At 67.1% G+C, this 25,676-nt stretch carries 21 protein-coding genes, 1 pseudogene and 1 riboswitch; of the genes and pseudogenes, 15 read left to right on the forward strand and 7 right to left on the reverse strand.

The window, feature by feature from the left end; genetic code table 11:
* The first annotated feature begins 9 nt into the window (after window positions 1-9).
* From murC to lpxC, 6 genes and pseudogenes are all read left to right on the forward strand, one after another.
* Complete coding sequence (gene murC / locus ACZK3J_RS03195) at window positions 10-1,446, forward strand: UDP-N-acetylmuramate--L-alanine ligase (RefSeq protein WP_012510048.1); 1,437 nt, start codon at window positions 10-12, stop codon at window positions 1,444-1,446.
* Entirely contained in the window at window positions 1,443-2,405 is a 963-nt protein-coding gene (locus ACZK3J_RS03200; RefSeq protein ID WP_049399805.1) for a D-alanine--D-alanine ligase, read from the forward strand. The genes murC and ACZK3J_RS03200 overlap by 4 nt, the downstream gene beginning before the upstream one ends.
* Window positions 2,402-3,079 (forward strand): annotated as a pseudogene (locus ACZK3J_RS03205) (cell division protein FtsQ/DivIB); the annotation flags it as partial. The gene ACZK3J_RS03200 and the pseudogene ACZK3J_RS03205, both read left to right, overlap by 4 nt.
* A 68-nt stretch (window positions 3,080-3,147) precedes the next feature.
* A complete protein-coding gene (gene ftsA, locus ACZK3J_RS03210; protein WP_005408083.1) occupies window positions 3,148-4,383 on the forward strand; it encodes a cell division protein FtsA in 1,236 nt (411 codons plus the stop codon).
* A gap of 170 nt (window positions 4,384-4,553) precedes the next feature.
* A complete protein-coding gene (ftsZ, locus tag ACZK3J_RS03215; protein WP_043397963.1) occupies window positions 4,554-5,789 on the forward strand; it encodes a cell division protein FtsZ in 1,236 nt (411 codons plus the stop codon).
* 205 nt (window positions 5,790-5,994) lie between these two features.
* Window positions 5,995-6,906, forward strand: a complete 912-nt coding sequence (gene lpxC / locus ACZK3J_RS03220; protein ID WP_005408085.1) for a UDP-3-O-acyl-N-acetylglucosamine deacetylase — start codon at window positions 5,995-5,997, stop codon at window positions 6,904-6,906.
* Between the two features lie 282 nt (window positions 6,907-7,188).
* Here the strand turns inward: lpxC and ACZK3J_RS03225 are convergent, their stop codons facing one another.
* The gene (locus tag ACZK3J_RS03225; protein WP_005408086.1) at window positions 7,189-7,638 is read right to left on the reverse strand and encodes a DciA family protein; all 450 of its coding nucleotides are present in this window, start codon (window positions 7,636-7,638) and stop codon (window positions 7,189-7,191) included.
* A 12-nt stretch (window positions 7,639-7,650) separates the two neighbouring features.
* On the opposite strand from ACZK3J_RS03225, the gene ACZK3J_RS03230 reads away from it, so the two are divergent.
* From ACZK3J_RS03230 to ACZK3J_RS03240, 3 genes are all read left to right on the forward strand, one after another.
* On the forward strand, window positions 7,651-8,607 hold the full coding sequence (locus ACZK3J_RS03230; protein WP_049399804.1) for a M23 family metallopeptidase: 957 nt from the start codon (window positions 7,651-7,653) through the stop codon (window positions 8,605-8,607).
* A 341-nt stretch (window positions 8,608-8,948) separates the two neighbouring features.
* Window positions 8,949-11,681 (forward strand): preprotein translocase subunit SecA, encoded by a 2,733-nt coding sequence (gene secA / locus ACZK3J_RS03235; RefSeq protein WP_032129708.1) that lies wholly within the window; start codon window positions 8,949-8,951, stop codon window positions 11,679-11,681.
* Window positions 11,682-11,794: 113 nt separating this feature from the next.
* Complete coding sequence (locus ACZK3J_RS03240) at window positions 11,795-12,751, forward strand: Nudix family hydrolase (protein ID WP_100437884.1); 957 nt, start codon at window positions 11,795-11,797, stop codon at window positions 12,749-12,751.
* An 87-nt stretch (window positions 12,752-12,838) separates the two neighbouring features.
* Here the strand turns inward: ACZK3J_RS03240 and ACZK3J_RS03245 are convergent, their stop codons facing one another.
* Together ACZK3J_RS03245 and metF are read right to left on the reverse strand one after the other, a co-directional pair.
* Window positions 12,839-13,417: a DUF4124 domain-containing protein gene (locus ACZK3J_RS03245; RefSeq protein ID WP_100437885.1), complete on the reverse strand. Its 579-nt coding sequence runs from the start codon at window positions 13,415-13,417 to the stop codon at window positions 12,839-12,841.
* A gap of 40 nt (window positions 13,418-13,457) precedes the next feature.
* A complete protein-coding gene (gene metF / locus ACZK3J_RS03250; protein WP_049399801.1) occupies window positions 13,458-14,285 on the reverse strand; it encodes a methylenetetrahydrofolate reductase [NAD(P)H] in 828 nt (275 codons plus the stop codon).
* Window positions 14,286-14,488: 203 nt separating this feature from the next.
* Here metF and ACZK3J_RS03255 point away from each other — a divergent pair, with 203 nt between their 5' ends.
* The 3 genes from ACZK3J_RS03255 to ACZK3J_RS03265 are packed head-to-tail and all read left to right on the forward strand — an operon-like array spanning window position 14,489 to window position 17,214.
* Window positions 14,489-15,415, forward strand: a complete 927-nt coding sequence (locus ACZK3J_RS03255; protein WP_100437886.1) for an alpha/beta fold hydrolase — start codon at window positions 14,489-14,491, stop codon at window positions 15,413-15,415.
* Window positions 15,416-15,439: 24 nt separating this feature from the next.
* Window positions 15,440-16,486, forward strand: a complete 1,047-nt coding sequence (locus ACZK3J_RS03260) for a sensor histidine kinase (RefSeq protein WP_100437952.1) — start codon at window positions 15,440-15,442, stop codon at window positions 16,484-16,486.
* Window positions 16,483-17,214, forward strand: a complete 732-nt coding sequence (locus ACZK3J_RS03265; protein ID WP_100437887.1) for a LytR/AlgR family response regulator transcription factor — start codon at window positions 16,483-16,485, stop codon at window positions 17,212-17,214. The genes ACZK3J_RS03260 and ACZK3J_RS03265 overlap by 4 nt, the downstream gene beginning before the upstream one ends.
* A gap of 6 nt (window positions 17,215-17,220) precedes the next feature.
* Here the strand turns inward: ACZK3J_RS03265 and ACZK3J_RS03270 are convergent, their stop codons facing one another.
* A complete protein-coding gene (locus tag ACZK3J_RS03270; RefSeq protein WP_100437888.1) occupies window positions 17,221-18,735 on the reverse strand; it encodes an amidohydrolase family protein in 1,515 nt (504 codons plus the stop codon).
* 136 nt (window positions 18,736-18,871) lie between these two features.
* Here ACZK3J_RS03270 and ACZK3J_RS03275 point away from each other — a divergent pair, with 136 nt between their 5' ends.
* Window positions 18,872-19,429 (forward strand): DUF3228 family protein, encoded by a 558-nt coding sequence (locus ACZK3J_RS03275; RefSeq protein WP_065722784.1) that lies wholly within the window; start codon window positions 18,872-18,874, stop codon window positions 19,427-19,429.
* A gap of 91 nt (window positions 19,430-19,520) precedes the next feature.
* The gene (locus ACZK3J_RS03280) at window positions 19,521-20,153 is read left to right on the forward strand and encodes an energy transducer TonB (RefSeq protein WP_157805926.1); all 633 of its coding nucleotides are present in this window, start codon (window positions 19,521-19,523) and stop codon (window positions 20,151-20,153) included.
* Here ACZK3J_RS03280 and ACZK3J_RS03285 read toward each other — a convergent pair.
* From ACZK3J_RS03285 to ahcY, 3 genes are all read right to left on the reverse strand, one after another.
* Entirely contained in the window at window positions 20,150-20,653 is a 504-nt protein-coding gene (locus ACZK3J_RS03285; protein WP_100437890.1) for a hypothetical protein, read from the reverse strand. The genes ACZK3J_RS03280 and ACZK3J_RS03285 overlap by 4 nt on opposite strands.
* Complete coding sequence (gene ybaK / locus ACZK3J_RS03290; RefSeq protein ID WP_049399794.1) at window positions 20,653-21,126, reverse strand: Cys-tRNA(Pro) deacylase; 474 nt, start codon at window positions 21,124-21,126, stop codon at window positions 20,653-20,655. The genes ACZK3J_RS03285 and ybaK overlap by 1 nt, the downstream gene beginning before the upstream one ends.
* Window positions 21,127-21,405: 279 nt before the next feature.
* Window positions 21,406-22,851: an adenosylhomocysteinase gene (gene ahcY, locus ACZK3J_RS03295; RefSeq protein WP_014036003.1), complete on the reverse strand. Its 1,446-nt coding sequence runs from the start codon at window positions 22,849-22,851 to the stop codon at window positions 21,406-21,408.
* Between the two features lie 36 nt (window positions 22,852-22,887).
* Window positions 22,888-22,971: riboswitch (S-adenosyl-L-homocysteine riboswitch) on the reverse strand.
* A gap of 120 nt (window positions 22,972-23,091) precedes the next feature.
* Here ahcY and ACZK3J_RS03300 point away from each other — a divergent pair.
* The gene (locus tag ACZK3J_RS03300; protein WP_100437891.1) at window positions 23,092-25,608 is read left to right on the forward strand and encodes a S9 family peptidase; all 2,517 of its coding nucleotides are present in this window, start codon (window positions 23,092-23,094) and stop codon (window positions 25,606-25,608) included.
* The last annotated feature ends 68 nt before the right edge of the window (window positions 25,609-25,676 follow it).

Below are 25,676 nucleotides of genomic sequence, written 5' to 3' on the forward strand. Positions count from 1 at the left end.
AGGCCGCGCATGATCCGTCGCCTGCACGACACCAACGACCTGGTGCGCGCGTTCCCGCGCGTGCATTTCGTCGGCATCGGCGGCACCGGCATGAGCGGTATCGCCGAAGTGATGCTGACGCTGGGCTATGAGGTGTCCGGCTCGGACAATGCCGACAACGTGGCGACCCGTCGCCTGGCCAGCCTGGGTGCGCGCATCATGCGCGGTCACTCCGCAGCCAACGTGCTGGGCACCGACTGCGTGGTGGTCTCCAGTGCCATCCGCGAAGACAACCCGGAACTGATGGAAGCGCGCAGCCAGCGCATTCCGATCATGCCGCGTGCGGCGATGCTGGCCGAGCTGATGCGCTTCCGCCGCGGCATCGCGGTGGCCGGTACCCACGGCAAGACCACCACCACCAGCCTCACCGCTGCAGTGCTGAGCGAAGGTGGCCTGGACCCGACGTTCGTGATCGGAGGCCAGCTGCTGGCCGCCGGTGCCAACGCCAAGCTGGGTGGTGGCCAGTGGCTGGTGGCCGAGGCTGACGAAAGCGATGGCAGCTTCCTGCGCCTGAATCCGCTGATGTCGATCATCACCAACATTGATGCCGACCACCTGGAGAACTACGGCAACGACTTCGCCCGCGTGCAGGCGGCGTTCGCCGAGTTCCTGCAGCGCCTGCCGTTCTACGGCCTGGCGGTGCTGTGCATCGACGATCCAGAAGTCGCGGCTCTGGCTGCCAAGACCCCGCGCCACGTGATGAGCTACGGCATGAGCCCGCAGGCCGACGTGCGCGCCGAGAACGTGGTGCAGGAAGGCTCGCGCATGCGCTTCACCCTGCGCCTGCCGCAGGGCACCAGCCAGGAAGTGGTGCTGGCGCTGCCGGGCAAGCACAACGTACTCAACGCGCTGGCCGCCGCTGCGGTGGGCTGGCAGCTGGGCGTGGCACCGGACGCGATCGCGCGCGCACTGGAAGGCTTCGCCGGTGTCGGCCGTCGCTTCAACGATCTGGGCGAAGTGACCACCGCCAGCGGCGCCAAGGTCCGCATCATCGACGACTACGGTCATCACCCGAGTGAGCTGGAAGCGGTGTTCGCCGCCGCCCGTGGTGGCTGGGCCGACAAGCGCCTGGTGGTGGCCTTCCAGCCGCACCGCTACAGCCGTACCCGCGACCAGTTCGACAAGTTCGCCGCGGTGCTGTCCAGCGTCGATGCACTGGTGCTGAGCGAGGTCTACCCGGCCGGCGAGGAACCGATTGCCGGTGCCGATTCGCATGCGTTGGCCCGCGCCATCCGAGCGCGTGGCCGCAGCGAGCCGGTGGTGGTGGGCAAGGCCGCCGAGCTGGCCAGCGTGCTGCCGGACGTGCTGCAGGACGGTGACCTGCTGCTGATGATGGGGGCCGGCGACATCGGTGCCGTGGCCACCCATATCGCGGTGGAAGGCTTCAAGGGGGAGGGCGAGGCGTGAGCGCGCTGACCTTCCCGCCGCTGCGCGTGACCGACCCGGCCGTGTTCGGCCGCGTCGCCGTGCTGCTCGGCGGCAGCTCCAGCGAACGCGAGGTGTCGCTGGACTCCGGCCGCAACGTACTGGAAGCGCTGCAGTCGCGCGGCGTCGATGCGTTCGCGGTGGATGGCATTCCGGCGCTGGCCAAGGCGCTCGCCGCCGGTGGCATCGATCGCGTGTTCAACATCCTGCATGGCCACAACGGTGGCGGTGAGGACGGCATCGTGCAGGGCCTGATGGACGCCTTCGGCGTGCCGTACACCGGCTCGAACGTGCTGGGCTCGGCGCTGAGCATGGACAAGATCCGCACCAAGCAGGTGTGGCTGTCGCTGGGCCTGCCCACCCCGCAGTACCGGAAGGTGGACGCGACCACGGTGCATGCACTGGCAGCCGAACTGGGCCTGCCGGTAGTGGTGAAGCCGGCCAATGAAGGCTCCAGCGTGGGCATCAGCCGGGTCACCGACGACGCCGGCCTCGATGAAGCCGTGGCGCTGGCCGCGCGCTACGACGGCCAGCTGCTGATGGAGCAGATGGTGGTGGGCGACGAACTGACCGTGGCCATCCTGGGGGATGTCGCGCTGCCGTCGATCCGCATCGTGCCCAAGGGCCAGTGGTACGACTACAACGCCAAGTACATCGCCGAAGACACCCAGTATCTGTGCCCGGGCCTGGACGGTGACGACGAAGAAGAAATCCGGCGCATCGCGCTGGCCGCGTTCCGTGCCGCCGGCTGCCGTGGCTGGGGCCGCGTGGACGTGATGCGCGATCGCAGCAGCGGCCGCTTCTTCCTGCTGGAAGTGAATACCGCGCCGGGCATGACCAGCCATTCGCTGGTGCCCAAGGCCGCAGGCCAGGCCGGCATCAGCTTCGAAGAGCTGGTGTGGCGCGTGCTGGAACAGACCCTGGAGGCCTCGCACGCATGAACGCGGTGCTGCGCATCTTCGTCTGGCTGTTGGCGCTGTCGGTGGTTGCACTGCCGGTGGTGGCCGTGGTCAATGGCTGGGTCGGCGCCGAGCGCTGGCCGCTGGCGAAGCTGCGCGTGCATGGTGAGTTCAAGCGGGTGCCGGCCGAGCAGTTGCAGCAGGTGCTGCTGCCGTACGCGCATGCGGGCTTCTTCGCGGTCAAGCTGCAGGACGCGCAGGACGCCTTGGAACAGCTGCCGTGGGTGGAAAGCGCGCAGGTGCGCAAGCAGTGGCCGGACGTGCTGGAAGTGACCCTGGTCGAGCACAAGCCGTTCGCGCGCTGGGGCAACGACCGCCTGGTTTCCGAGCAGGGCAAGTTGTTCCCCACGCCGAAGAAGCTGGCCGATCTGGCGCTGCCCGAACTGGACGGCCCCGACAGCCAGACCGAAGAAGTGATGAAGCTGTACAGCGACTCGCGTGCATTGTTCGCACCGGCCGGCGTCGACGTGCGCCGGGTGACGATGGATGCGCGCGGCAGCTGGTCGCTGGTGCTGAGCAACGGTACCGAAGTGGTGGTCGGCCGCGACGACGCGCGCTCGCGCATGCAGCGCTTCGTCAAGGTGCTGCCGCAGCTCAACCGTCAGGACGCGCCGATCGAGCGCGCCGATCTCCGTTACACCAATGGTTTCACGCTGAGCTGGGGTACCCCGGCCACGCCGGCGAAAACGCCGGCGACCCCAGCCAGCAGGACGCAGGAAAGGACATGAATCGCAAGGGTGACAAATCGCTGATCGTTGGCCTGGACATCGGCACCTCCAAGGTGGTGGCGCTGGTGGGCGAGTACTCGCCGGGCAACCCGATCGAAGTGATCGGCATCGGCTCGCACGAGTCGCGCGGGCTCAAGCGTGGCGTGGTGGTGGACATCGAATCGACCGTGCAGTCGATCCAGCGCGCGGTGGAAGAAGCCGAGCTGATGGCCGGCTGCGAGATCCGCTCGGTGTATGCCTCGATTTCCGGCAACCACGTGCAGTGCAAGAATTCGCCCGGCATCGTGCCGATCCGCGACGGCGAAGTGACCTGGGGCGACCTGGATCGCGTGCTCGATGCGGCCAAGGCCGTGGCGATTCCGGCCGACCAGAAGATCCTGCACGCGATCCCGCGCGAGTACGTCCTGGACGATTCGCAGGAAGGCATCCGCAACCCGGTCGGCATGACCGGCGTGCGCCTGGAAGTACATGCCCACCTGGTGGTGTGCGCGCAGTCGGCTGCGGCCAACATCAGCAAATGCGTCCAGCGCTGCGGCCTGCAGGTGGACGACCTGGTGCTGTCCTCGCTGGCCTCCAGCGTGGCGGTGCTGACCGCTGACGAGCGCGAGCTGGGCGTGGTGCTGGTCGACATGGGCGCCGGCACCACCGATATCGCGGTGTTCGTGCAGGGCGCGATCTGCCACACGGCTTCGCTGCCGATCGCCGGCGACCACGTCACCAATGACATCGCGCACATGCTGCGCACGCCGACCCCGGAAGCCGAGCAGATCAAGGTGCGCTATGCCTGCGCCCTGGCCCAGCTGGCCACCGCCGAGGAAAGCATCCAGGTGCCGTCGGTGGGCGACCGCCCGCCGCGCCGCATGCCGCGCCATTCGCTGGCGCAGGCCGTGCAGGGCCGCTACGAGGAAATCTTCGAGATGGTGCAGGCCGAACTGCGCCGCTCCGGCTTCGAGGAACTGGTACGCGCCGGCATGGTGCTGACCGGTGGCGCTTCGAAGATGGAAGGCGTGGTCGAACTGGCCGAGGAAATGCTGCAGATGCCGGTTCGCGTGGGCATCCCGCAGCACGTCACCGGCCTGGGCGAAGTGGTGGGCAACCCGGTGCATGCCACCGGCGTGGGCCTGCTGCTGATGGGCAGCCAGATCGAGCACCCGCGGCGGCCGTCGCTGCCGACCGGGCGCGCTGGAAGCATGTTCAAGAAACTCAAGACCTGGTTCCGCGGCGAGTTCTGACGCGGAACCCGTAACACCGGGCATCGCCCGGGCGCAGCACCCGCAGTACCCGTAGCACAACGCAACACCGGCAACACACAACCCACACAGCCGCAACGTCGGCATGCAGCAGGACGGCAGGACGCCCGAATGCCCATGCCAGCCAAAGCGGATACAACGAGGACACGGACATGGCGCATTTTGAACTGATCGAAAAGATGGCACCCAATGCGGTGATCAAGGTGGTTGGCGTGGGCGGCGGCGGCGGCAATGCCGTGGCGCACATGGTCAACTCGGCGGTGGACGGCGTGGAATTCATCACCGCCAACACCGACTCGCAGGCCATCAAGAATTGCGGTGCCAAGCTGCAGCTGCAGCTGGGTACCAACGTGACCAAGGGCCTGGGCGCAGGCGCCAACCCGGAAGTCGGCCGTCAGGCCGCGCTGGAAGACCGTGAGCGCATCATGGACGCCCTGCAGGGTGCGGACATGGTGTTCATCACCGCCGGCATGGGCGGTGGTACCGGCACCGGCGCTGCGCCGGTGGTGGCACAGCTGGCCAAGGAAATGGGCATCCTGACCGTGGCCGTGGTCACCAAGCCGTTCCCGTTCGAAGGCCGTCGCCGCATGCAGGTGGCGCTGAAGGGCATCGAGGAACTGAGCCAGCACTGCGACTCGCTGATCACCATCCCGAACGAGAAGCTGATTACCGTGCTGGGTCGCAACGCGACCATGATCCAGGCCTTCCGTGCCGCCAACGACGTGCTGCAGGGCGCCGTGCAGGGCATCGCCGACCTGATCGTGCGTCCGGGCCTGATCAACGTCGACTTCGCCGACGTGCGCACCGTCATGTCCGAAATGGGCCTGGCGATGATGGGTACCGGCACCGCCCGTGGTGATGACCGCGCCCAGGCCGCGGCCGAAGCCGCGATCCAGAACCCGCTGCTGGACGATGTGAACCTGGCCGGTGCCAACGGCATCCTGGTCAACATCACCGCCGGCGCCGACTTCACCATGGCCGAGTTCGACGAGATCGGCCGCACGATCGATGGCTTCGCTTCCGAGGACGCCACCGTGGTGGTCGGTACCGTGCTGGATCCGGACATGCAGGACGAAGTGCGCGTGACCGTGGTCGCTACCGGCCTGAACCGCGTATCGGCCAGCAAGACCCAGCGTCCGGGCGAGCGTGCGCCGATCAAGCTGGTCCGCAATGCCACCACCGGCCAGCCGGAATTCGGTGACTTCGACAACGGCGGCGACGCCGTGTCCAAGGCCGTGGGCGGCATGGGTCTGGGCCTGCGTCGCGCCAGCAGCGATACCGCGGCAGCCTCCGCTCCCTCGGCCCCGGCCGCTTCGGCCCCGGCGGCGGCGGAACTGCCGAACGATTACCTGGACATCCCGGCGTTCCTGCGCCGCCAGGCGGACTAAGCGGGGCGCCCGGGGCTTGTCCTCCCCGGGTTGCGCCACCATGTCCTGAAAACGCGGGCGCCGGGCCAGGATGGGTCCGGCTGCCCTGCTTCACGCGCGTCCCCGCGGCGTGCCGGTGCGTCCTGCCGGCAGCCTTCACTGGCGTTTCAGCCAGGGTAGGGGAGGGCGCGTGTTAATCTAATGTGTCACTTCCGGCCCATCCCCCATGATCCAGCAACGCACCCTCAAGAACACGATCCGCGCCACCGGCGTTGGCCTGCACAGCGGTGACAAGGTCTACATGACCCTGCGCCCGGCACCGGTCAACCATGGGATCGTGTTCCGTCGCGTGGATCTGGACCCGGTGGTGGAAGTGCCGGCCAAGGCCGAACTGGTCACCGAAGTGACCCTGTGCACCGGCCTGACCTGCAACGACGCCAAGATCCAGACCGTCGAACACCTGATGTCGGCGCTGGCCGGCCTGGGTGTGGACAACATCATCGTCGAACTGTCCTCGGCCGAGCTGCCGATCATGGACGGTTCGGCCGGCCCGTTCGTGTTCCTGCTGCAGTCGGCAGGCATCGTGGAACAGGACGCGCCCAAGCGCTTCATCCGCGTGCTGAAGACCGTGGAAGTGACCGAGGGCGACAAGGTGGCCCGCTTCAGCCCGTACGAGGGCTACAAGCTGGGCTTCACCATCCAGTTCGATCACCCGATGATCCCGGCCAAGCAGTCGCGCCAGGAAATCGAGTTCTCGACGCTGGCCTACACCAAGGAAATCTCCCGCGCGCGCACCTTCGGTTTCATGCGCGACCTGGAATACATGCGCGAGCGCAACCTGGGCCTGGGCGGTTCGATGGACAATGCCATCGTGCTGGACGAGTTCCGCGTGCTCAACGAAGACGGCCTGCGCTACGCCGACGAGTTCGTGCGCCACAAGATCCTCGACGCGATCGGCGACCTCTATCTGGCCGGTGGCCAGGTGCTGGGTGCCTACGAAGGCTTCAAGTCCGGTCACGCCCTCAACAACAAGCTGGTGCGGGCGCTGATGGCCGACGCCACCGCCTGGGAATGGGTCAGCTTCGACTCGCCGGCCACCCCGGACCCGGTGGAATATGCCACTCCGGCCTACGCCTGATTCCTGTAGATCGTTGAATTGAAAGACAAAAGCGCCGCCTTCCAGGGCGGCGTTGTCGTTTCAGGCGTGTCCGGCGCATTCAGCATGCTTGACGCGCGTCAAGGCCGGTTCGAGGTCACGGTTTTGTGAACCTGTTGGATCGGAAGCCTGAATTTAACGTAGTTTTAACAACAATCTAACGACAGGCCCCCGGATGGCAGCTAGGATGCGACCCGGCCCCCGAAATGTTTCACGCCGTGGTGACACGCGCGACGGGGAGCGGAGCCGGATGCTCCGTTGTCGTCAGGACCGCTTCTTCGGCTTCGAAGGAACGTCCTGCAGGCACGCCAAGGCGTCGCGTAGCCCTTTGTGCGTGGCGGCTGAAACTGCGTGGGGTCCATTCCGGTTGTCGAGCGCTGGGGAGCGCGTGGGAGTGGGAGACGCAGTCTTGATGGTCACCCTGGTGGCCTTCAGCCCGATGGAACGGGCCGCGTCGAGCAACTGGGCTTCGGCAAGCCGCAACTTGGCATGCCAGACCGGGGACTCGACGAGAAAAACGAGGTGTTCCCCGTCCACATTGGCCAGCCGGCAACGGCTGCGCAGAGGTGGCGGCAACTGGGGGCGCAACTGACGGTCCAGCGCGTCGAGCCACAAGGCACGCCGCAGCGGGTTCCCGCTTTTGTCCGCCATCACCGCATCCAGCGCCGGCTTCGGCACTGACGCGGGGCGAACGCTGGATTTCGGCTCAGACATGAAAACTCACTGATGGCATTCAAAAAGATCGTAATCAAAACGCGTGAAGGACAGGCCAAAGCGTCGCCGATCGCGCGTTTGCGGTTCTATTTCGAGGACCGCCCCCGCGCCCTGCTGGGCAGCGTGCTCGGGGTAGGCTGCATTATCGGCCTTGCCGGCGGCATTGGCGCCAGCGCGCTGAATGATTCCCGCCTGCAGGCCAAGGTCGAGCGCCAGGATGCAGAGCTGGCCAAGGTCAAGCGCGATGCGCAGACCCAGGTCAACGCGCTGGCGGCCCGCCTCGGCGAGCTGCAGGCCCAGGCCACCCGCCTCAACGCCCTCGGCGAACGGCTGACCCAGATGGGCAAGCTGGAAGACGGCGAGTTCGACTTCAACGAGACCCCCGGTCTCGGTGACGGCGACGCCGGCGGCCCGACCAGCGACATCCCGGTCAAGGACGTCAACGCCGACTTACAGGTGCTGGAGCAGCGCTTCGCTGCTTCAGGCCGCCAGTTGTCGGTGATGGAATCGCTGATGTTCGACCACCAGCTGCAGCAGAACGCCGTGCCCTCGCGCATGCCGATCCGCAACAGCTACGTGACCTCCGGTTTCGGCACCCGTGCCGACCCGTTCGGCCGCGGTGCCGCCACCCACAAGGGCATGGACTTCCACGCCAAGGTCGGTGACCCGGTGATGGCCGTGGCCGAAGGCGTGGTCAGCTTCTCCGGCGTGAAGGGCGGCTACGGCAACGTGGTCGACGTCGACCATGGTAACGGCTACGTCACCCGCTACGCGCACAATTCGCGCCTGGTGGTGAAGGTCGGCGACCTGGTCCGTGCCGGGCAGGAAGTGGCCAAGGCCGGTTCCACCGGTCGTTCGACCGGCGCCCACGTGCACTTCGAGGTGTGGGAGAACGGCAACGTGGTCAACCCGCGCAAGTTCCTCGGCGACGGCGGCAACACGCCGGTCGGCCGCGTCAGCCGCGGCTGAAGCCCCATTGGGGTGCCGGCTGCTGTCGGCACTACCGCCCCCGGAGTACGGGGGCAGCGCCGTAGGCGCGGGGGTGTGGAGGCGAGGTAAGCGGGGCCCACGGTTCGCGCAGCGAAGCGTGGGAGCGCCAGCGCGCATGCGCTGACGCGTACCCGGCCAGCGGCCGGCACTACCGGGAGTGTTCGGATGCCATTGCCGCCAAAGGGTTGAAACCCCTTGCGGCCGTCCCAAGCTACAATGGGTGTTGCCATCGACAGGGCGCCAGGCGCCCTGTTTCGTTTGCGGCGGACGGATCCCAAGGGGGAGGCCGGGCGTCGTGTCCATCCAACCCGGTTCCTTCAATGATCAACAGCCTGCTTACCCGCGTATTTGGCAGTCGTAACGAACGACAGCTGCGCCAGCTCAACCGCATCGTCGCCAAGATCAATGCGCTGGAGCCGGAGATCGAGAAGCTTTCCGACGAGCAGCTTCAGGCCAAGACGCCGGAGTTCAAGCAGCGCATCGCCGACGGTGAAGCCCTGGACAAGGTGCTGCCGGAAGCGTTCGCGGTCTGCCGCGAAGCCGGTCGCCGCGTGCTGGGCATGCGCCACTACGACGTGCAGCTGATCGGCGGCATGGTGCTTCACCTGGGCAAGATCGCAGAAATGCGCACCGGTGAAGGCAAGACCCTGGTGGCGACCCTGCCGGTGTACCTCAACGCGCTGGAAGGCAAGGGCGTGCACGTGGTCACCGTGAACGACTACCTGGCCCGCCGCGACGCCGCGCAGATGGGCAAGCTGTACAACTGGCTGGGCCTGAGCGTGGGCGTGGTGTACCCGGGCATGCCGCACAGCGACAAGCGCGAAGCCTACGCCTCGGACATCACCTACGGCACCAACAACGAATTCGGCTTCGACTACCTGCGCGACAACATGGCGCTGTCCAAGGCCGACCGCTACCAGCGCGGCCTGCACTACGCCATCGTCGACGAAGTCGACTCCATCCTGATCGACGAAGCGCGTACCCCGCTGATCATCTCCGGCCCGGCCGACGATTCCCCGGAGCTGTACATCCGCGTCAACCGCGTCGTGCCGAACCTGGTCAAGCAGGAAGCGGAAGACGGCGAAGGCGACTTCTGGGTCGATGAGAAGGGCAAGCAGGTGCACCTGTCCGAAGCGGGCATGGAGCACGCCGAGCAGCTGCTGGTCGAGGCCGGCATCCTCGACGGCGAGACCGAAGGCCTGTACGCGCCGCAGAACCTGACCGTGGTCCACCACCTGAACGCCGCGCTGCGCGCGCACGCGATCTACCAGCGTGACGTGGATTACATCGTGCGCGATGGCGAAGTGGTCATCGTCGATGAGTTCACCGGCCGCACCCTGTCCGGCCGCCGCTGGTCCGATGGCCTGCACCAGGCGGTGGAAGCGAAGGAAGGCGTGCCGGTCCAGCGCGAGAACCAGACGCTGGCGAGCATCACCTTCCAGAACCTGTTCCGCATGTACAAGAAGCTGTCCGGCATGACCGGTACGGCCGATACCGAAGCCTTCGAGTTCCAGAGCATCTACGGCCTGGAAGTGGTGGTGATCCCGACCAACCGCCCGACCATCCGCAAGGACAGCCCGGACCAGGTGTTCCTGAACCGCAAGGGCAAGTTCAATGCGGTGCTGGCCGACATCGAAGAGTGCGCCAAGCGTGGCCAGCCGGTGCTGGTGGGTACCACCTCGATCGAAACCTCGGAAATGCTGTCCGAGCACCTGCGCAAGGCCGGCGTGAAGCACGAAGTGCTGAACGCCAAGCAGCATGACCGCGAAGCGACCATCGTCGCCAATGCCGGTCGTCCGGCCGCGGTCACCATCGCCACCAACATGGCCGGTCGTGGTACCGACATCGTGCTGGGCGGTTCGCTGGAAGCGGAAATCCACGAGCTGGGCGAAGGCGCGACCGACGAACAGAAGGCCGCGGTCAAGGCCGATTGGCAGAAGCGCCACGAGGCCGTCAAGGCTGCCGGCGGCCTGCACATCGTCGGTACCGAGCGCCATGAATCGCGCCGTATCGACAACCAGCTGCGCGGCCGTTCGGGCCGCCAGGGTGACCCGGGTTCGTCCCGCTTCTACCTGTCGCTGGAAGACAACCTGATGCGCATCTTCGCCTCCGACTGGGTGCAGAAGGCCATGCGCATGATGGGCATGAAGGAAGACGACGTCATCGAAGACCGCCTGGTCAGCCGCCAGATCGAGAAGGCGCAGCGCAAGGTCGAGGCCCACAACTTCGACATCCGCAAGAACCTGCTGGACTTCGACGACGTCAACAACGACCAGCGCAAGGTGATCTACGCACAGCGCGATGAACTGCTGGACGCCGAGTCGGTGAAGGACAACGTCGACGGCATCCGCGACGACGTGATCTTCGACGTGGTGGCCCGCTTCGTGCCGCCGAACTCGATCGACGAGCAGTGGGACCTGCGTGGCCTGGAAGCGACCCTGGAGTCGGACTTCGGCCTGCAGATGTCGCTGACCGACCTGGTCAAGTCGCACGAAGAGCTGGACGCCGAAGCCATCGCCGCCAAGGTGCAGGAGCGCGTCAACCAGCACTTTGCCGAGAAGGAAGCGGGTGTCGGTGAGGAAACCATGCGCGCGCTGGAGAAGCACGTGATGCTGACCGTGCTGGACCAGAGCTGGAAGGAGCACCTGGCGCGCATGGACTACCTGCGCCAGGGCATCTACCTGCGTGGTTACGCGCAGAAGCAGCCGAAGCAGGAGTACAAGAAGGAAGCCTTCGAGCTGTTCTCGGACATGCTGGAGAACGTCAAGCGCGAAGTGGTGACCCTGCTGTCGCGCGTGCGCATCCGCAGCGACGAGGAAGTGCAGGCGCTGGAAGCAGCCGAACGCCAGCAGGCCGAAGCGCGCCTGAGCCAGTCGCAGTTCCAGCACCAGGACGTGGGCGGCTACAGCGCCGACGAGGAAGCCGCGCAGGTGCAGGCTGCCCAGCAGGGCATTGCACAGGCGCAGCGCGATGAGCCGAAGATCGGCCGCAACGATCCATGCCCGTGCGGCAGTGGCAAGAAGTACAAGCACTGCCACGGCCAGCTGAGCTGACCCCGAAGAGCCCCGCGAAAGCGGGGCTCTTTTTTCATGGCGGCTGTTTCGCGGGGCTGATCCGGCCCGATCCGAGATTGCGCGGGCCGCCCTGTTCTGGGCATGCTTCCCCCATGGCTCCCCCCACCCGATCGATCCACGTCGTGGCCGCCGTCATCACCGACGCCCGTGGCCGCGTGCTGCTCAACCGTCGTACCGAGAACCGCGACATGGCCGGCCTGTGGGAGTTCCCCGGCGGCAAGCGCGAATCCGGCGAGACCTCCGAACAGGCGTTGGTTCGCGAGCTACGCGAGGAACTGGGCATCGAAGCCGATGTCGGCGAATGGCTGATGGATGTGCCGCAGCGCTACCCGGACAAGCACCTGACCCTGGAAGTGCGCCACGTGCGCAGCTGGAAGGGGACGCCACGTGGCCGCGAGGGCCAGGCCATTACCTGGGTGGCGCCGGACAAACTGGGTCGCTATTCGATGCCACCGGCCGATCTGCCGGTGGTGGCCGCGCTGCGCCAACCCGACAGCTACCTGATCACCCCGGCGCCGGCCGATGACGCCGACGGCGTGCAGCACTGGCATGAGCAGCTGCAGCGCGCGGTGGCGGCGGGCCAGCAGCGCATCCAGCTGCGGTTGCCGACGGCGCATCCGCAGCGCCAGGCGATGGTCGAACAGGCCGTGCGTACGCATCGTCGCAGCGGGGTGCAGTGGCTGCTCAACCGCGATATCGAACGCGCGCGCGTACTGGGCGTTGGGGTGCACCTGGGCAGCGAGCAGCTGCTGGAGCTGTCGCAGCGTCCGCTGCCCGAAGGCCAGCTGGTGGCCGCGTCCTGCCATGACCTGCAGCAGCTGCAGGCCGCACAGCGGTTGGGCTGCGACTTCGCCGTGCTGGGCCCGGTGCAGGCCACGGCCAGCCATCCCGATGCCGTGCCGCTGGGCTGGAACGCGTTCGCCGAGCTGCGCGCGCAGGTGTCACTGCCGATCTACGCCCTGGGCGGTATCGGCCGCGGTCACATCGCCGAAGCGCGTCGCCATGGTGGGCAGGGCATCGCCGCCATCCGCGCGCTGTGGCCGGAGTAAGGCTGCTTCGCTCGCCGGGCATGGCCCGGCGCTACCGTGTGGGATGGAGGCAGTAGATCCACGCCATGCGTGGATGGATGCTCGCGATCACAGCGTGATCCAGAAACACCCGTATTGCCGTCGCAACCCCAGCACCGTCGAAGCGCGCGACGCGCTGCCGGGCAACGTCTGCTCCAGGCGCAGGCCGATGGGATGCCGCGCCACAGAGGCCACAGGGTCGGATCCCAGCGCGGCAGGGCTCTGATCCTCATCCTGCGATTGCGGCAGCGCCTGTGACGGATACACCGGCACCACGTCCACCAGGGGCCGCCGCGCCAACGATTCCAGCTGGCCGAGGATGCGCTGCGCGCCCGCATCGGAAACCGCGCCCCACAGATACAGTGAGGACAGCCGATTCACATCGTTGCTGACGATGCCGATGCGCAGCGCGTCCACCAGTTCACTCAGCCGCCGCGGGCAGCGTGCCCCCAGGGTGTCGCGCTGCAGGGTATTGCCGGCGGGCGCAGGCGGTGGCAACCGCGACCGCGCGCCCAGGCTGTCGCAGGGCCGGTCGGTGTAGACGCTTTGGCCCTGGGCATCGGTGCAGCGGTTCAGGCGCGTGGACTGTGCGTGGGCGGCGCTCGACAGAACGCACGGCAGCAGCAGCAGGAAGGAAAGCCGGATCATCCTCGCAGGGTAGCGCTGATCACGCTTGCGCGCCGTGCTTTCAGCCCTGCAGCAGCTTCAGCACCGAAGTGGTCGGCTTGGCCAGGTTCAAGGTGTAGAAGTGCAGGCCGGGTGCGCCGCCTTCGATCAGGCGCTGGCACAGCTTGGCCACCACTTCAGTGCCGAATGCACGCACCGACTCCGCATCATCGCCATAGGCCTGCATCTTGCGGCTGATCCAGCGCGGGATCTCCGCACCGCACTGTTCGGAGAAGCGGCGAAGCTGGCTGAAGTTGGCGATCGGCATGATGCCGGGCGTGATCGGTACCTGCACGCCCAGCCGCCGCACTTCGTCGACGAAATGGAAGTAGGCATCGGGGTTGAAGAAGTACTGGGTGATCGCCGCATCGGCACCGGCGTCGATCTTGGCCTTGAAATGCTTCAGGTCGGCCAGTGCGTCGGAAGCCTGCGGGTGCGTTTCCGGGTACGCGCCCACTTCGATATGGAACGCATCGCCGTGCTCGGCGCGGATGAAGTCGATCAGTTCGGCGGCATAGCGCATGTCACCGGGGAAACCCATGCCCGACGGCAGATCGCCGCGCAGCGCGACCAGGCGGCGGCAGCCGATGGCGCGGTACAGCTTGAGCAGCTCGCGGATTTCCTGACGGGTGCCGCCGACGCAGGACAGATGCGGTGCGGCATCGAAGCCATGGTGCTGGTTGAGGTGGCGCACGGTCTCGGAGGTATAGCTCAGGGTCGAGCCACCGGCGCCGAAGGTACACGACACGTACTCGGGACCGTAGTCCTTCAGCCTGGCCGCGGCGCGGTCCAGCTGGCTGCGCTGTTCGTCGGTCTTGGGCGGATAGAACTCGAAGCTGATGGCGGTCATGGCACGGGCGGCAGCGGCGGGTGCGGATTAGTATATCGCTTCATCAAGATGGATGTTGTCAATTTCTGCGGGCGTATATCGTCAGCCGCCTGCGACCGTTCGCCCCGGCGATCGGCCGCTGCTCCGAAATCGCCCCCCGGGTGCCATGGCCGGCGGCACGCTGAGCCCATCCCGGCACCACCCACCTGACGAAGGAGCAGACGATGAAGATCTTCCTGGCACTCTGGTATGCAATGAAGGCCCTGGCCCGGCTGGCGATGATCGGTATGGCGATGGCCGTGCTCGGCTCCGGCTCGGCGCACGCCGCCAGCGCCCCGGCGGCGGGCAAGGTGCAGGTCGAGGTGGTCGGCAAGGGCCGCCCGCTGCTGATGATTCCCGGCCTCAACAGCAGCGCCGAGGTGTGGCGCGAGACCTGCCTGGCCCTGAAGGATGTGCAGTGCCATCTGGTGCAGCTGCCCGGCTTTGCCGGTGCGCTCGCGGCCGATCCGCGCCCGGTCGAGTTCCTGCCGGCGATGCGCGGGCAGCTGCTGGCCTACCTGCATGACCAGCATCTGGGCCCGGTGGTGGTGGTGGGCCACAGCCTCGGTGGCCTTCTGGGCCTGCAGATGGCGCAGGCCGAGCCGAAGGCGGTCAGCGCGCTGGTGGTGGTTGACGCCCTGCCATTCCTGCCGGCCGCGCGTGACCCGAAGGCCACCGCTGACAGCGTGCGGCCGGTGGCCGACCAGCTGCGCAAGGGCATGCTGGCCGCCGACGCCGCGCAATGGCGGGCGCAGTTGAAGGCGGGCCTGCCGGGGATGACCCGCGATCCGCAGCGCCAGGCCGAACTGGGCCGCTGGGGCGAAGACAGCGATCGCCAGACCACGGCCGATGCCATGCATGCGGTGATGACCACTGACCTGCGTGACAGCATTGCCTCGATCACCGCACCGACGCTGGTGCTGGGCAGCTGGGCCGGCTACCAGCCGATGGGTGGCACCGAGGACGGCACCCGGGCGGTGTTCCAGTCGCAGTACGCGAAACTGCAGGGCGTACAGATCGCGATGAGCGCGCAGGGTTTCCACTTCCTGATGTGGGATGATCCGCGCTGGTTGCAGGAACAGGTGCAGGCCTTCCTCGACCGCCACCACTGAGTTTCAACACGCCTCGGAATGGACATGCCGGATTCCTCCTCGACGCTACGCTTCTGGCTGCTCAATGCGCTGGTATGGGCGCTCTATGGCGTTGCCGGAATCGGCCTGCGCCAAGCCTATTTCAGCGATGCCGGAAGCGCAGGCGTGTTGATCACGCTGGGCCTGGCGTTGGCCCTGTTCGGATGCAGCGGTGCCATCCGCGCGCTGGCGCTGCGTGCAGACTGGTGGGCGCGCGGAACGGCCGGGCTGTTGCTGCGGCTGGCGCTGTCGGTGGCATTGGGTGCTGCAGTGGCGCAGCTGCTGGTGAACATCGCGCTGCACTCGGCGCTGGCCTGGAACTGGGTGAGCCTGGGGCGGCAGACGGCCGACTTCAGCCCCAAGGCGCTGCTGCTCTACTGGTACACCACTGCGGTGATGCTGGCCCTGTGGGCAGCGCTCTGGGCAAGCCTGCACAGCCTGCGCCGGATACGCGGGGCGGAACTGGCCCGCCTGCGCGCCGAAGCCGAGCGCAGTGCGCTGGAACGCGATGCGCTGCGTGCGCGGCTCAACCCGCACTTCATGTTCAATGCGCTGAACAACCTGCGTGCGCTGATCCTGGAAGATCCTGAGCGTGCGCGCGACATGGTCACCCGCCTGTCGCGCACGCTGCGCCAGGCGCTGGCGCACAACCGCAGCGAGCAGGTCACGCTGGCCGAGGAACTGGCGGTGGTCGACGACTATCTGGCCATCGAGGCCATCCACTTCGAGCAGCGCCTGCAGGTGCGGCGGCAGATCGATGCCGATGCCATGCAGGCGCAGCTGCCTGCGATGGCGTTGCAGCTGCTGGTGGAGAACGCGATCAAGCACGGCATCGCCAGCCGCCCCGGCGGCGGCGAGGTGCAGATCCGTGCCACGCTGGACAATGACGTGCTGCGCCTGCAGGTGGATAATCCGCTGGGCAGCGCCAACGAGCCCACCCCTGGGCATGGCGTCGGCCTGGCCTACCTGCGTGCGCAGCTCGGTACGCAAGGTCGTTTCATCCTGCAGCCGGTCGGCGACCGCATGCGGGCCCTGCTGGAGATTCCGCAATGAATGGCGTGCTGCGCGTGTTGATCGTTGATGATGCGCGGCTGGCGCGGCAGGAGCTGCGCACGCTGTTGTCGGCGCTGCCGTGGGTGCAGTGCGTGGGCGAGGCCGACGATGTGCCGGCCGCGCGCGAGGCGATCGCCACACTGGCGCCGGACCTGGTGCTGCTGGATGTGCAGATGCCCTCCGGCAGTGGCTTCGATGTTCTGGATGGGCTGGAGACGGTGCCGGCGGTGATCTTCGTTACTGCCTACGACACCTACGCGGTGCGCGCGTTCCAGGCCAATGCGCTGGACTATCTGGTGAAGCCGGTCGAGGCACCGCGCTTGCTGGAAGCGTTGCAGCGGGCGCGCCAGCGCGAGGTGGTGGCGGGCGAAACACCGGAGCCGCGCAGCACGCTGGGCGCGCAGGACCAGGTGTTCGTGCGCGAGGGCGAACGCTGCTGGTTCGTCGCGGTCTCGGAGATCCGCCGGCTGGTGGTGGATGGCAACTACACGCGGCTGTGGTTCCGCGACCAGAACGCGTTGCTGACCCGCAGCCTGAGTGCGCTGGAGGCACGCCTGCCGCCGGATCTGTTCTTCCGTGCCAACCGCAACACGCTGGTCAACCTGCGCCGTATCCGAGGCGTGACGCCCAGCATCGCTGATGGTTATGACCTGGCGCTGGATGACGGCAGCGAGGTGGAGGTGTCGCGGCGGCAGGCGCGTGAACTGCGCGAGCGGATGGCGTTGTAGTTGCCGCTACAGCTCGGCACTGACCGGGCTGGTGATGAAGCCCCACAGCAGGCGCGCCATCACCGTCGGTGAACGTGCCTGCGCGCGGGCGTAGGCGAGCAGTGCATCCAGCCGCGAGCGGTCGTAGAGGTGTCCGGCCAGCAGCACCGCGTGCACACGACGGGTGTTGGCGGTGTCCTGCAGCGGGTTGCCGTCGAGCAATACCAGGTCGGCGGCTTTGCCGACCTCGACACTGCCATGCGATGCCTGCAGCTCCAGATGACGCGCCGCGTGCAGCGTTGCCGCGCGCAGCACGTCGGCCTGGCTCAGGCCTGCCTGCCGCAGCCACTGCAGTTCCTCGTGATAGCGGAAGCCACCCAGCCCGGTATCGGTGCCGACCAGCACGCTGACGCCGGCACGGTGCGCGGCACCGGTGAGGGCCAGTCCATGCTCGAAGTACGCCTTCAACGCGTCTTCGCCGCGCAGGCCAGGATAGCGTTCGGTGGTGGCCGTCAGATCATCGCGCCATGCCCAGCGCGAAAGTGGATCGAGATAGGCCAGACGCGGATCGTTGATGAAGGCGGGGTCGCGCGCACGCGCATCCTCTTCGCGGGTGACATGGGTGGGTACGAACGCGGCGCCGCTGGCCTGCATCAAGCCGAACGCCTCATTGCACACGGAAGGCTGGTAGCCACCGACCATGCGTTCGGCCAGTGCGGTCGGATCTTCGCCATCCAGCGTACCGCCGCGCCACGCGGCGGCGTTGTCGAAGCAATGACGCACGAACAGGTGCGCATGCTCGAAACTGCGCTGGCCTGCCTGAAGCGCGTCCTCCAGCGGAACCGCCCTGGGCAGGTGGCCGACCAGCGGGCGATGCAGGTGCCGCGCTTCGCTGGCCAGCCGCTGGTAGGTATCCGCACGCAACCGGTTGTAGACCTTCAACGCGTCGACACCGCGCGCGCTGTACGTGCGCGCACGCTGTGCCGCGGTGTCCGGCGCCAACGCTGGATCTTCGAAATAGAAGCTGGCGATCTGCACGAAGCGCGGTGCGACCTGCTGGCCGGCAACGGCCTGTGCGGTCCAGCGGCGCTTGTCGGCCACGCAGGCGATCAGCGGATCGGTAGCCTGCGGGCAGTCCATCATGTCGCGGGTGCCGGTGATGCCATTGGCCAGCATCAGCGGGAACTGCAGCTGCGGCGACAGCTGCAGGGCGTGGGTGTGCATGTCCCAGAAGCCGGGCAGCAGCCAGCGGCCGCCGGCGTCGAATACCGGCAACGCTGCATCGGCAATGCCTTCGCCGACGGCGGTGATCGTGCCGTTGCGGATGGTGACCGTGGTGGGTTCACTGGCTTGGCCGCGCATGACGTCCACCACCCGCGCGTTGATGATCATCCGGTTGTCGCCGGCCTCGGGCAGCGGCGGTGCACGCAGCGGCCAGAGCAGGGCGGCGATGAACAGCAATGGCGGTGCCAGCAGGACGACGGCCAGCACCTTCAGCCATCGGCGGCGGACGGGGTGGGGCAACGCACGTGCTGCTTCCATGAGCCGACGATCCTTGTGGTGGGTCGCGCGCAGGGTGCGGCAAGAGGGCGGGGGATGCCAGTGACCATCGGCATGCCGTCCTCCCTGGCGCCGGGGCGGTTACCCTGTGCAGCGGATTCCCTGACCACGCCACGCCATGTCCATCGTCCTCACCGATTTCGCCCGTCCCCGCCTGTTCCCGCGCGTGCCGCGCGGCAACACCATCCAGGATTGCACTGCCGAGCAGTTCGAGGCACACCTCAATGCGCACGCGCCGCTGAAGGTGCTCGACGGCTACGCGCCGTTCTGCAAACTGTTCGTCTACGAGAACTGGACCAGCACGCGCTGCCTGACGGTGCCGGTCACCGACGCCAACCGCCACCAGCTGCGCAGCGGCTACGAGGCGCGCAACCGCGAGGAACTGCCGGTACTGGTGCGCTGGTTCGAAGGCGTGGAGTCACCGCGTGCGAACTACCTGGTGGTGATCCTGTACAGCGCCGGGCAGCTGGCGAAGGAGGGTTCGCCGATCGAGGCCGACTGGGGCATCGTCGGCTGTATCTACACCGCCGAACCCGAGGAAGTACCGATGGCGCCGATCACCATGATGCGCAATGCACTGGGCGTGGAGGAGGGCGGTTCCGGTGTGCCGCTGGATCGCGAGGCTTACCAGCGCTCCGTCGCGTTCTGGGAGAACAACGCCAACTGGCGGCCGTGAGCCCACGCTGCGGCCGGACAGTCGGCCTGTGAACAGGGAAGATTGCGGCGGGACGCTACCATGGGGGTGGATCAACGCAGGGAGCACAGGGATGGATGTTCGCAGTTGGATGCCGTTCGCATGGGTCGCCGCAGGCCTGCTGGCCGCGTGTGAGGGCTCTGCAGCAAAATACGATGCAGGCGCTGCCTGTGGTGCTTTGTCCGACGTGACGCCGATCCGCGATGCCGGCGTGGGTTCACTGCAGGCGCAGGCAACGTCGGGGCGCTGCACGTTCCATGTGGAAGCGGATGACGCTGCAGCGCTTTCGCGTCAGCAGTCGTTGCTGCAGAGCGTGTCTGCGATCGCCTGTGGTGCGCCAGCCACCACCCGGGATTCGCAAGGGGCTGCAGGCTTCGACCTGCAGATGCCTGCGCGTTGCCCACTCTCTTCCAGCACGCCGTTGATTGCCCGGGAAGGAGGCTGGCACCAGCGGCGACTTTCGTCGGTCCCGACGTATCCTGCGGCCGCCATGCGCGAGGCCCAGCAGGGAGGTGTCGAGCTGATGCTGCTGCTGGATGCGCAGGGCAAGACCCAGGCGATCATCCTGTCCCGATCCAGCGGCTACCCGCTGCTCGATGCGGCGGCGCTCAAGCACGCGCGTGACTGGCGCTACGAGCGTGAAGCGGCAGGCAAGGCACCAAGCATGAGCCTGATACGCGGCACGGTCACGTTCAAGCTCAACTAAGGCGTCTGCAGGGCGGGCTCGGGCTTCCACTCCCACCAGGTGTAGTGGTATTCGCGCTCGGTCGCGCTCCATTGCTGCGCGCAGCAGGTGCATGTCAGCCGGTAGCATTCGCCCCAGCCGTCCTCCGCTTCGCCCCGTGCACGCAGCTGCACGTGACCTTGTTCCAGCAGCGGCTCGGGGCTGAAGAACACATAGGATGGGTAGAGCGCGCACAGGCAGCCTTCGCGTGCCTGCCAGTAGCGCAGCCGTTGCAGGGCCGCCTTCAGGTGCACCTGGTTGCTGATCAGCATGCCGCCAAGGGCGATGCCTTGGCAGCTGCGTTCGATCGTATCCACATGCGCGACCAGCGCGTTCAACGATGAGGCGCTGAACAGCCGAGCGACCGTACGCGTGGCATCGTTGATGCGCGTTGCATCGCGCGACAACAGGTCCTGCAGCAGCACATCGGCCTGTGCATCGTCGAGCCGGGGTATCGGTGCTGCAGACCACGGCCAGCGCATCAGCGTGACTTGCCGATGGCAGCGTAGTGGCCGGCAGTCAGCCGCAGCAGGTCGGCTGGTGCCAGTTCGACTTCCAGGCCGCGGCGACCGGCGCTGACATGCAGCGCGGGCAATGCCTGCGCGCTGGCGTCCAGGAAGGTGCGCAGGCGCTTCTTCTGCCCGAGTGGGCTGATGCCACCGACCAGGTAACCGGTCGCGCGCTGTGCGGCATCGGCCGCGGCCATTTCGCACTTCTTGCAGCCGGCCGCTTCGGCCAGCGCCTTCAGGTCCAGCTGGCCGGCCACCGGCACGATCGCCACCAGCAGCTCGTGGGTTTCGGTGCTGGCCAGCAGGGTCTTGAACACCTGGGCCGGGTCGAGGCCGAGCTTGTCGACGGCTTCGCCGCCATACGATTCGGCGTGGGCGTCGTGCACGTAACTGCGCACGGTGTGGGCGATCTTCTCGCGCTTGAGCAGGTTGATGGCCGGGGTCATGAGGGCATCGTAGCGCGGGGCAGGGGTGTTGCCTTGACCGAGGCTATTGTTCCCGCTCCGGTGGGGAACATCCACGCATGGCGTGGATCTACTGTGGGTTGGCTGGGGGATATCCACGCATGGCGTGGATCTACTGGGGCCGGACGATCAGTAGATCCACGCCATGCGTGGATACGTGGTGTACGGCTGCAGGCAGACGCAGAACGGGCGCCCGAAGGCGCCCGTTCCGTGTGTTGCATGCACCGGTAGTGCCGGCCGCTGGCCGGCACCGCGCAGGCATCAGTAGCGGTAGTGGTCCGGCTTGAACGGGCCTTCCACCGGCACGCCGATGTAGTCGGCCTGTTCCTGGCTCAGGGTGGTCAGCTTCACGCCGATCTTTTCCAGGTGCAGGCGGGCCACTTCTTCGTCCAGCTTCTTCGGCAGCAGGTAGACCTTCTTCTCGTAGCTGTCCTTGTTCGCCCACAGGTCGATCTGTGCCAGGGTCTGGTTGGCGAAGCTGTTGGACATGACGAAGCTCGGGTGGCCGGTGGCGCAGCCCAGGTTCACCAGGCGGCCTTCGGCCAGCAGGAAGATCGCGTTGCCGTTCGGGAAGATGTACTTGTCCACCTGCGGCTTGATGTTGACGTGCTTGATGCCGGCGAACGACACCAGCGCATCGACCTGGATCTCGTTGTCGAAGTGGCCGATGTTGCAGACGATGGCCTGGTCCTTCATCGCGCTCAGGTGCTCGATGCGGATGATGTCCTTGTTGCCGGTGGTGGTGACGTACAGGTCGGCACGGCCCAGGGTCGATTCGATGGTGTTGACTTCATAGCCTTCCATCGCCGCCTGCAGGGCGCAGATCGGGTCGATCTCGGTGACGATCACGCGCGCGCCGTAGGCACGCAGCGAGGCCGCGCAGCCCTTGCCGACGTCGCCGTAGCCGCAGACCACGGCTACCTTGCCGGCCAGCATCACGTCCATCGCGCGCTTCAGGCCATCGGCCAGCGACTCGCGGCAGCCGTACAGGTTGTCGAACTTGCTCTTGGTGACCGAGTCGTTGACGTTGATCGCCGGGATCAGCAGGGTGCCGGCCTGGGCCAGCTGGTACAGGCGGTGCACGCCGGTGGTGGTCTCTTCGGAGACGCCCTTCCAGTCCTTGACCACGCGGCCCCAGTAACCCGGGCGCTCCTTGGCGACGCGCTTGAGCAGGTTCTTGATGACCTGTTCTTCGTGCGAGGCAGAGGCGGTGTTGACCCAGTCGCTGCCGTTTTCCAGCTCGTAGCCCTTGTGGATCAGCAGGGTCACGTCACCGCCGTCGTCGACCACCAGCTCCGGGCCGGTCAGGGTGCCGTCGGCCAGGGTGAAGGTCAGCGCGTCCAGGGTGCAGTCCCAGTACTCTTCCAGGGTCTCGCCCTTCCAGGCGAACACCGGGGTGCCGGTGGCGGCAATGGCGGCAGCGGCGTGGTCCTGGGTCGAGAAGATGTTGCACGAGGCCCAGCGCACGTCGGCACCGATGTCCTTCAGGGTCTCGATCAGCACGGCGGTCTGGATGGTCATGTGCAGCGAGCCGGTCACGCGCACGCCCTTCAGCGGCAGCTCGGCCTGGTACTTGCGGCGGATCGACATCAGGCCCGGCATTTCGTGCTCGGCGATGTCCAGTTCCTTGCGGCCCCAGTCGGCCAGCGTGATGTCGCGGATCTTGTAATCACCTTCGGTGGAGAAGGTCTTGGCAACAGCGTTCATTCGTGTGCTCCGGTTGTGGGCGAGCGGGTGCTCGCATCTAGCCGGGCGCCGTTGTTACAAAGCCACCTTACCGAGCCTGGCCGGGCCTCATGGGATCCGGTCGCAGCGCCCCTCGGCAGGGGAGAACCCCCATTATATCGCGGCCCCGGCGTGACATCCGGATGACCCAACCATCGGCAGGTGGGATCACGTGCACGGCCTGTTAAGGTCGGTGTTTTCACGCATCACACAGGTGGAACGATGAGCATGCACGCGCGCCGCACACGGCGCTGGACCGGCCTGGTCCTGTCGATGGGACTGCTGGCGGTGGCCCCGCTGGCCTGGGCTGCGTCCCCGCAGCCCGCCCAGGTACAGGCCCAGGGCGTCAACGGCTACGAACTGCCTTCGGCGGCGCTGCAGGCGGTGGTGGACGCGCCGCGCGCGCCCTCGCTGTACCTGTCGCCACGCCGCGATGTCGCCGCGATGATGCAGATGCCGTCGCTGCCGTCGATCCAGGTGGTGGCGCAGCCGGAACTGAAGCTGGCCGGCCTGCGCATCAACCCGCGCACCTTCTCCGACAGCCGCTTCAGCTTCGGCGAGAAGCTGTGGCTGATGAACGTGGCCGACGGCAAGGAACGGCAGATCAGCGGCCTGCCGGCCAAGCTGTCGATCGCCAGCGTGATGTGGTCGCCGGACCAGAAGTGGCTGGCCTTCAACCAGGTCGACGCCGCCAGCGGCGCCAATGAACTGTGGCTGGTGGATGTGGCCGGCGGCAGCGCCCGTCGTCTGGTCGCCGGCCTGAACACGGTGATCGGCAGTGGCTACCAGTGGCTGCCGGACAGCCGCGGCCTGGTGGTGTTCACCCGTCCGGCCAACCTTGGTGCGGCCCCGGCCGCCGACGGCATTCCGACCGGCCCGGCCGTGCAGCAGACCAGCCAGGGCGGCGGCGTGGTGTCGATCCGTACCTACCAGGACCTGCTGAAGAACGAGGCCGACGCGCGCCAGTTCGATTACTACGCCACCACCCAGCCGATGGAAGTCAGCCTGGATGGCAACACCCGCGCGATCGGCGCAGCTGGCATCTTCATGGGCTTTGCGGTGTCGCCGGATGGCCGCTTCGTTCTGCGCCAGCCGGTGCAGCGGCCGTATTCCTACGTGGTGCCGGTGAGCAGTTTCCCGCGCCGCATTGAAGTGATCGACCGTGCCAGCGGCAAGCTGGTGCACACCGTGGCCGTGCGTCCGCTGGTGGAAGGTTTGCCGACCGGCAACGACGCTGAAGTGACCGGCGTGCGCGATATCAGCTGGCGTGGTGATGCCGATGCCACGCTGGTCTGGGCCGAAGCCCAGGACGGCGGCGACCCGAACAGGGAGGCCAAGGTGCGCGATGCGGTGCTGATGCAGGCTGCGCCGTTCGACAAGCCGCCGGTCACGTTGGCCCAGCTCGGCAGCCGTCTGGTGGGCATCAACTGGGGCCGTGGCGACCTGGCCCTGCTGACCGAGTCGTGGTGGAAGACGCGCAAGACCAGGACCTGGCTGATTGCCCCGGACAATGCCGGCGCCGAGCCGCGCCTGCTGTGGGATCGCGACGGGCAGGACCGCTATTCCGATCCGGGCCGGCCGCTGTTGTCCAGCGACGACCGCGGCCGCTCGCTGCTGCAGACCAGCGCCGATGGCAGCAGCCTGTATCTGGCCGGTGCCGGTGCATCGCCGGAAGGCGATCGTCCGTTCGTGGACCGCTTCGACGTCGCCACGGGCAAGGCCACCCGCCTGTTCCACTCGCAGGCGCCGAGCTATGCGCTGCCGGTGGCGCTGCTGGACAACCAGGCCAGCTCGTTGCTGCTGAGCCGCGAGAGCCCGGATGAGCCGGCCAACTTCTACGTGCAGTCGCTGGCCGATGCCGGTGCTGCACCGCGTGCGCTGACCCACTTCGCGCATCCGCTGCCGCAGTTGAAGGGCGTGCAGAAGGAGCAGATCCGCTACAAGCGCAAGGATGGCGTCGACCTGACCGCGACCCTGCTGCTGCCGCCGGGCTACGACCCGAAGCGCGACGGCCCGCGGCCGCTGCTGATGTGGGCCTACCCGGGCGAGTTCAAGAGTGCGGCTGCGGCCAGCCAGGTGACCGATTCGCCGTACCGCTTCAATGCGGTCAGCTACTGGGGCCCGCAGGCGTTCCTGGCCAAGGGGTATGTGGTGCTGGCCAGCCCGTCGATGCCGATCATCGGCGAGGGCGACAAGGAGCCGAACGACACCTACATCGAACAGTTGGTGGCCAACGCCCAGGCAGCCGTGGATGAAGTGGTGCGCCGTGGCGTGACCGATCGCGATCACATCGCCATTGGTGGCCATTCCTACGGTGCGTTCATGACCGCCAACCTGCTGGCGCATACGCGCCTGTTCAAGGCGGGCATCGCGCGCAGCGGCGCCTACAACCGCACGCTCACCCCGTTCGGCTTCCAGGCCGAGGAGCGCAACTACTGGCAGGCGCAGGACGTCTACCAGAAGATGGCGCCGTTCAACTACGCCGACAGGATCAAGGATCCGATCCTCTTCATCCACGGTGTGGACGACAACAACTCCGGCACGTTCCCGATGCAGAGCGAGCGCATGTTCGCCGCGGTGAAGGGCCTGGGTGGCACCGCGCGTCTGGTGATGCTGCCGAACGAATCGCATGCCTACCGTGCACGCGAGTCGATCATGACCATGCTGGCCGAAAGCGAGCGCTGGCTGGAACAGACCATCGGCCCGGCCGAGCAGGGCAAGGCGAAGAAGAAGCGCTGACGTGACCCGGTAGTGCCGGCCGCTGGCCGGCAACCTCATGGACTCACGCGACCTGAGGTTGCCGGCCA

It is taken from the genome of Stenotrophomonas sp. 86428_Sma, assembly GCF_056481585.1.

Coding starts and splice junctions, on each gene's coding strand:
- ACZK3J_RS03270 (WP_100437888.1), bottom strand. CDS start 18,735: ATGGAAGCAGCACGTGCGTTGCCCCACCCCGTCCGCCGCCGATGGCTG.
- ACZK3J_RS03260 (WP_100437952.1), top strand. CDS start 15,440: ATGCCGGATTCCTCCTCGACGCTACGCTTCTGGCTGCTCAATGCGCTG.
- ACZK3J_RS03300 (WP_100437891.1), top strand. CDS start 23,092: ATGAGCATGCACGCGCGCCGCACACGGCGCTGGACCGGCCTGGTCCTG.
- ACZK3J_RS03255 (WP_100437886.1), top strand. CDS start 14,489: ATGAAGATCTTCCTGGCACTCTGGTATGCAATGAAGGCCCTGGCCCGG.
- ybaK (WP_049399794.1), bottom strand. CDS start 21,126: ATGACCCCGGCCATCAACCTGCTCAAGCGCGAGAAGATCGCCCACACC.
- ACZK3J_RS03285 (WP_100437890.1), bottom strand. CDS start 20,653: ATGCGCTGGCCGTGGTCTGCAGCACCGATACCCCGGCTCGACGATGCA.
- ftsA (WP_005408083.1), top strand. CDS start 3,148: ATGAATCGCAAGGGTGACAAATCGCTGATCGTTGGCCTGGACATCGGC.
- metF (WP_049399801.1), bottom strand. CDS start 14,285: ATGACCGCCATCAGCTTCGAGTTCTATCCGCCCAAGACCGACGAACAG.
- ACZK3J_RS03280 (WP_157805926.1), top strand. CDS start 19,521: ATGGATGTTCGCAGTTGGATGCCGTTCGCATGGGTCGCCGCAGGCCTG.
- ACZK3J_RS03230 (WP_049399804.1), top strand. CDS start 7,651: ATGGCATTCAAAAAGATCGTAATCAAAACGCGTGAAGGACAGGCCAAA.
- ahcY (WP_014036003.1), bottom strand. CDS start 22,851: ATGAACGCTGTTGCCAAGACCTTCTCCACCGAAGGTGATTACAAGATC.
- secA (WP_032129708.1), top strand. CDS start 8,949: ATGATCAACAGCCTGCTTACCCGCGTATTTGGCAGTCGTAACGAACGA.
- ACZK3J_RS03265 (WP_100437887.1), top strand. CDS start 16,483: ATGAATGGCGTGCTGCGCGTGTTGATCGTTGATGATGCGCGGCTGGCG.
- murC (WP_012510048.1), top strand. CDS start 10: ATGATCCGTCGCCTGCACGACACCAACGACCTGGTGCGCGCGTTCCCG.
- lpxC (WP_005408085.1), top strand. CDS start 5,995: ATGATCCAGCAACGCACCCTCAAGAACACGATCCGCGCCACCGGCGTT.
- ACZK3J_RS03245 (WP_100437885.1), bottom strand. CDS start 13,417: ATGATCCGGCTTTCCTTCCTGCTGCTGCTGCCGTGCGTTCTGTCGAGC.
- ACZK3J_RS03225 (WP_005408086.1), bottom strand. CDS start 7,638: ATGTCTGAGCCGAAATCCAGCGTTCGCCCCGCGTCAGTGCCGAAGCCG.
- ACZK3J_RS03240 (WP_100437884.1), top strand. CDS start 11,795: ATGGCTCCCCCCACCCGATCGATCCACGTCGTGGCCGCCGTCATCACC.
- ACZK3J_RS03275 (WP_065722784.1), top strand. CDS start 18,872: ATGTCCATCGTCCTCACCGATTTCGCCCGTCCCCGCCTGTTCCCGCGC.
- ftsZ (WP_043397963.1), top strand. CDS start 4,554: ATGGCGCATTTTGAACTGATCGAAAAGATGGCACCCAATGCGGTGATC.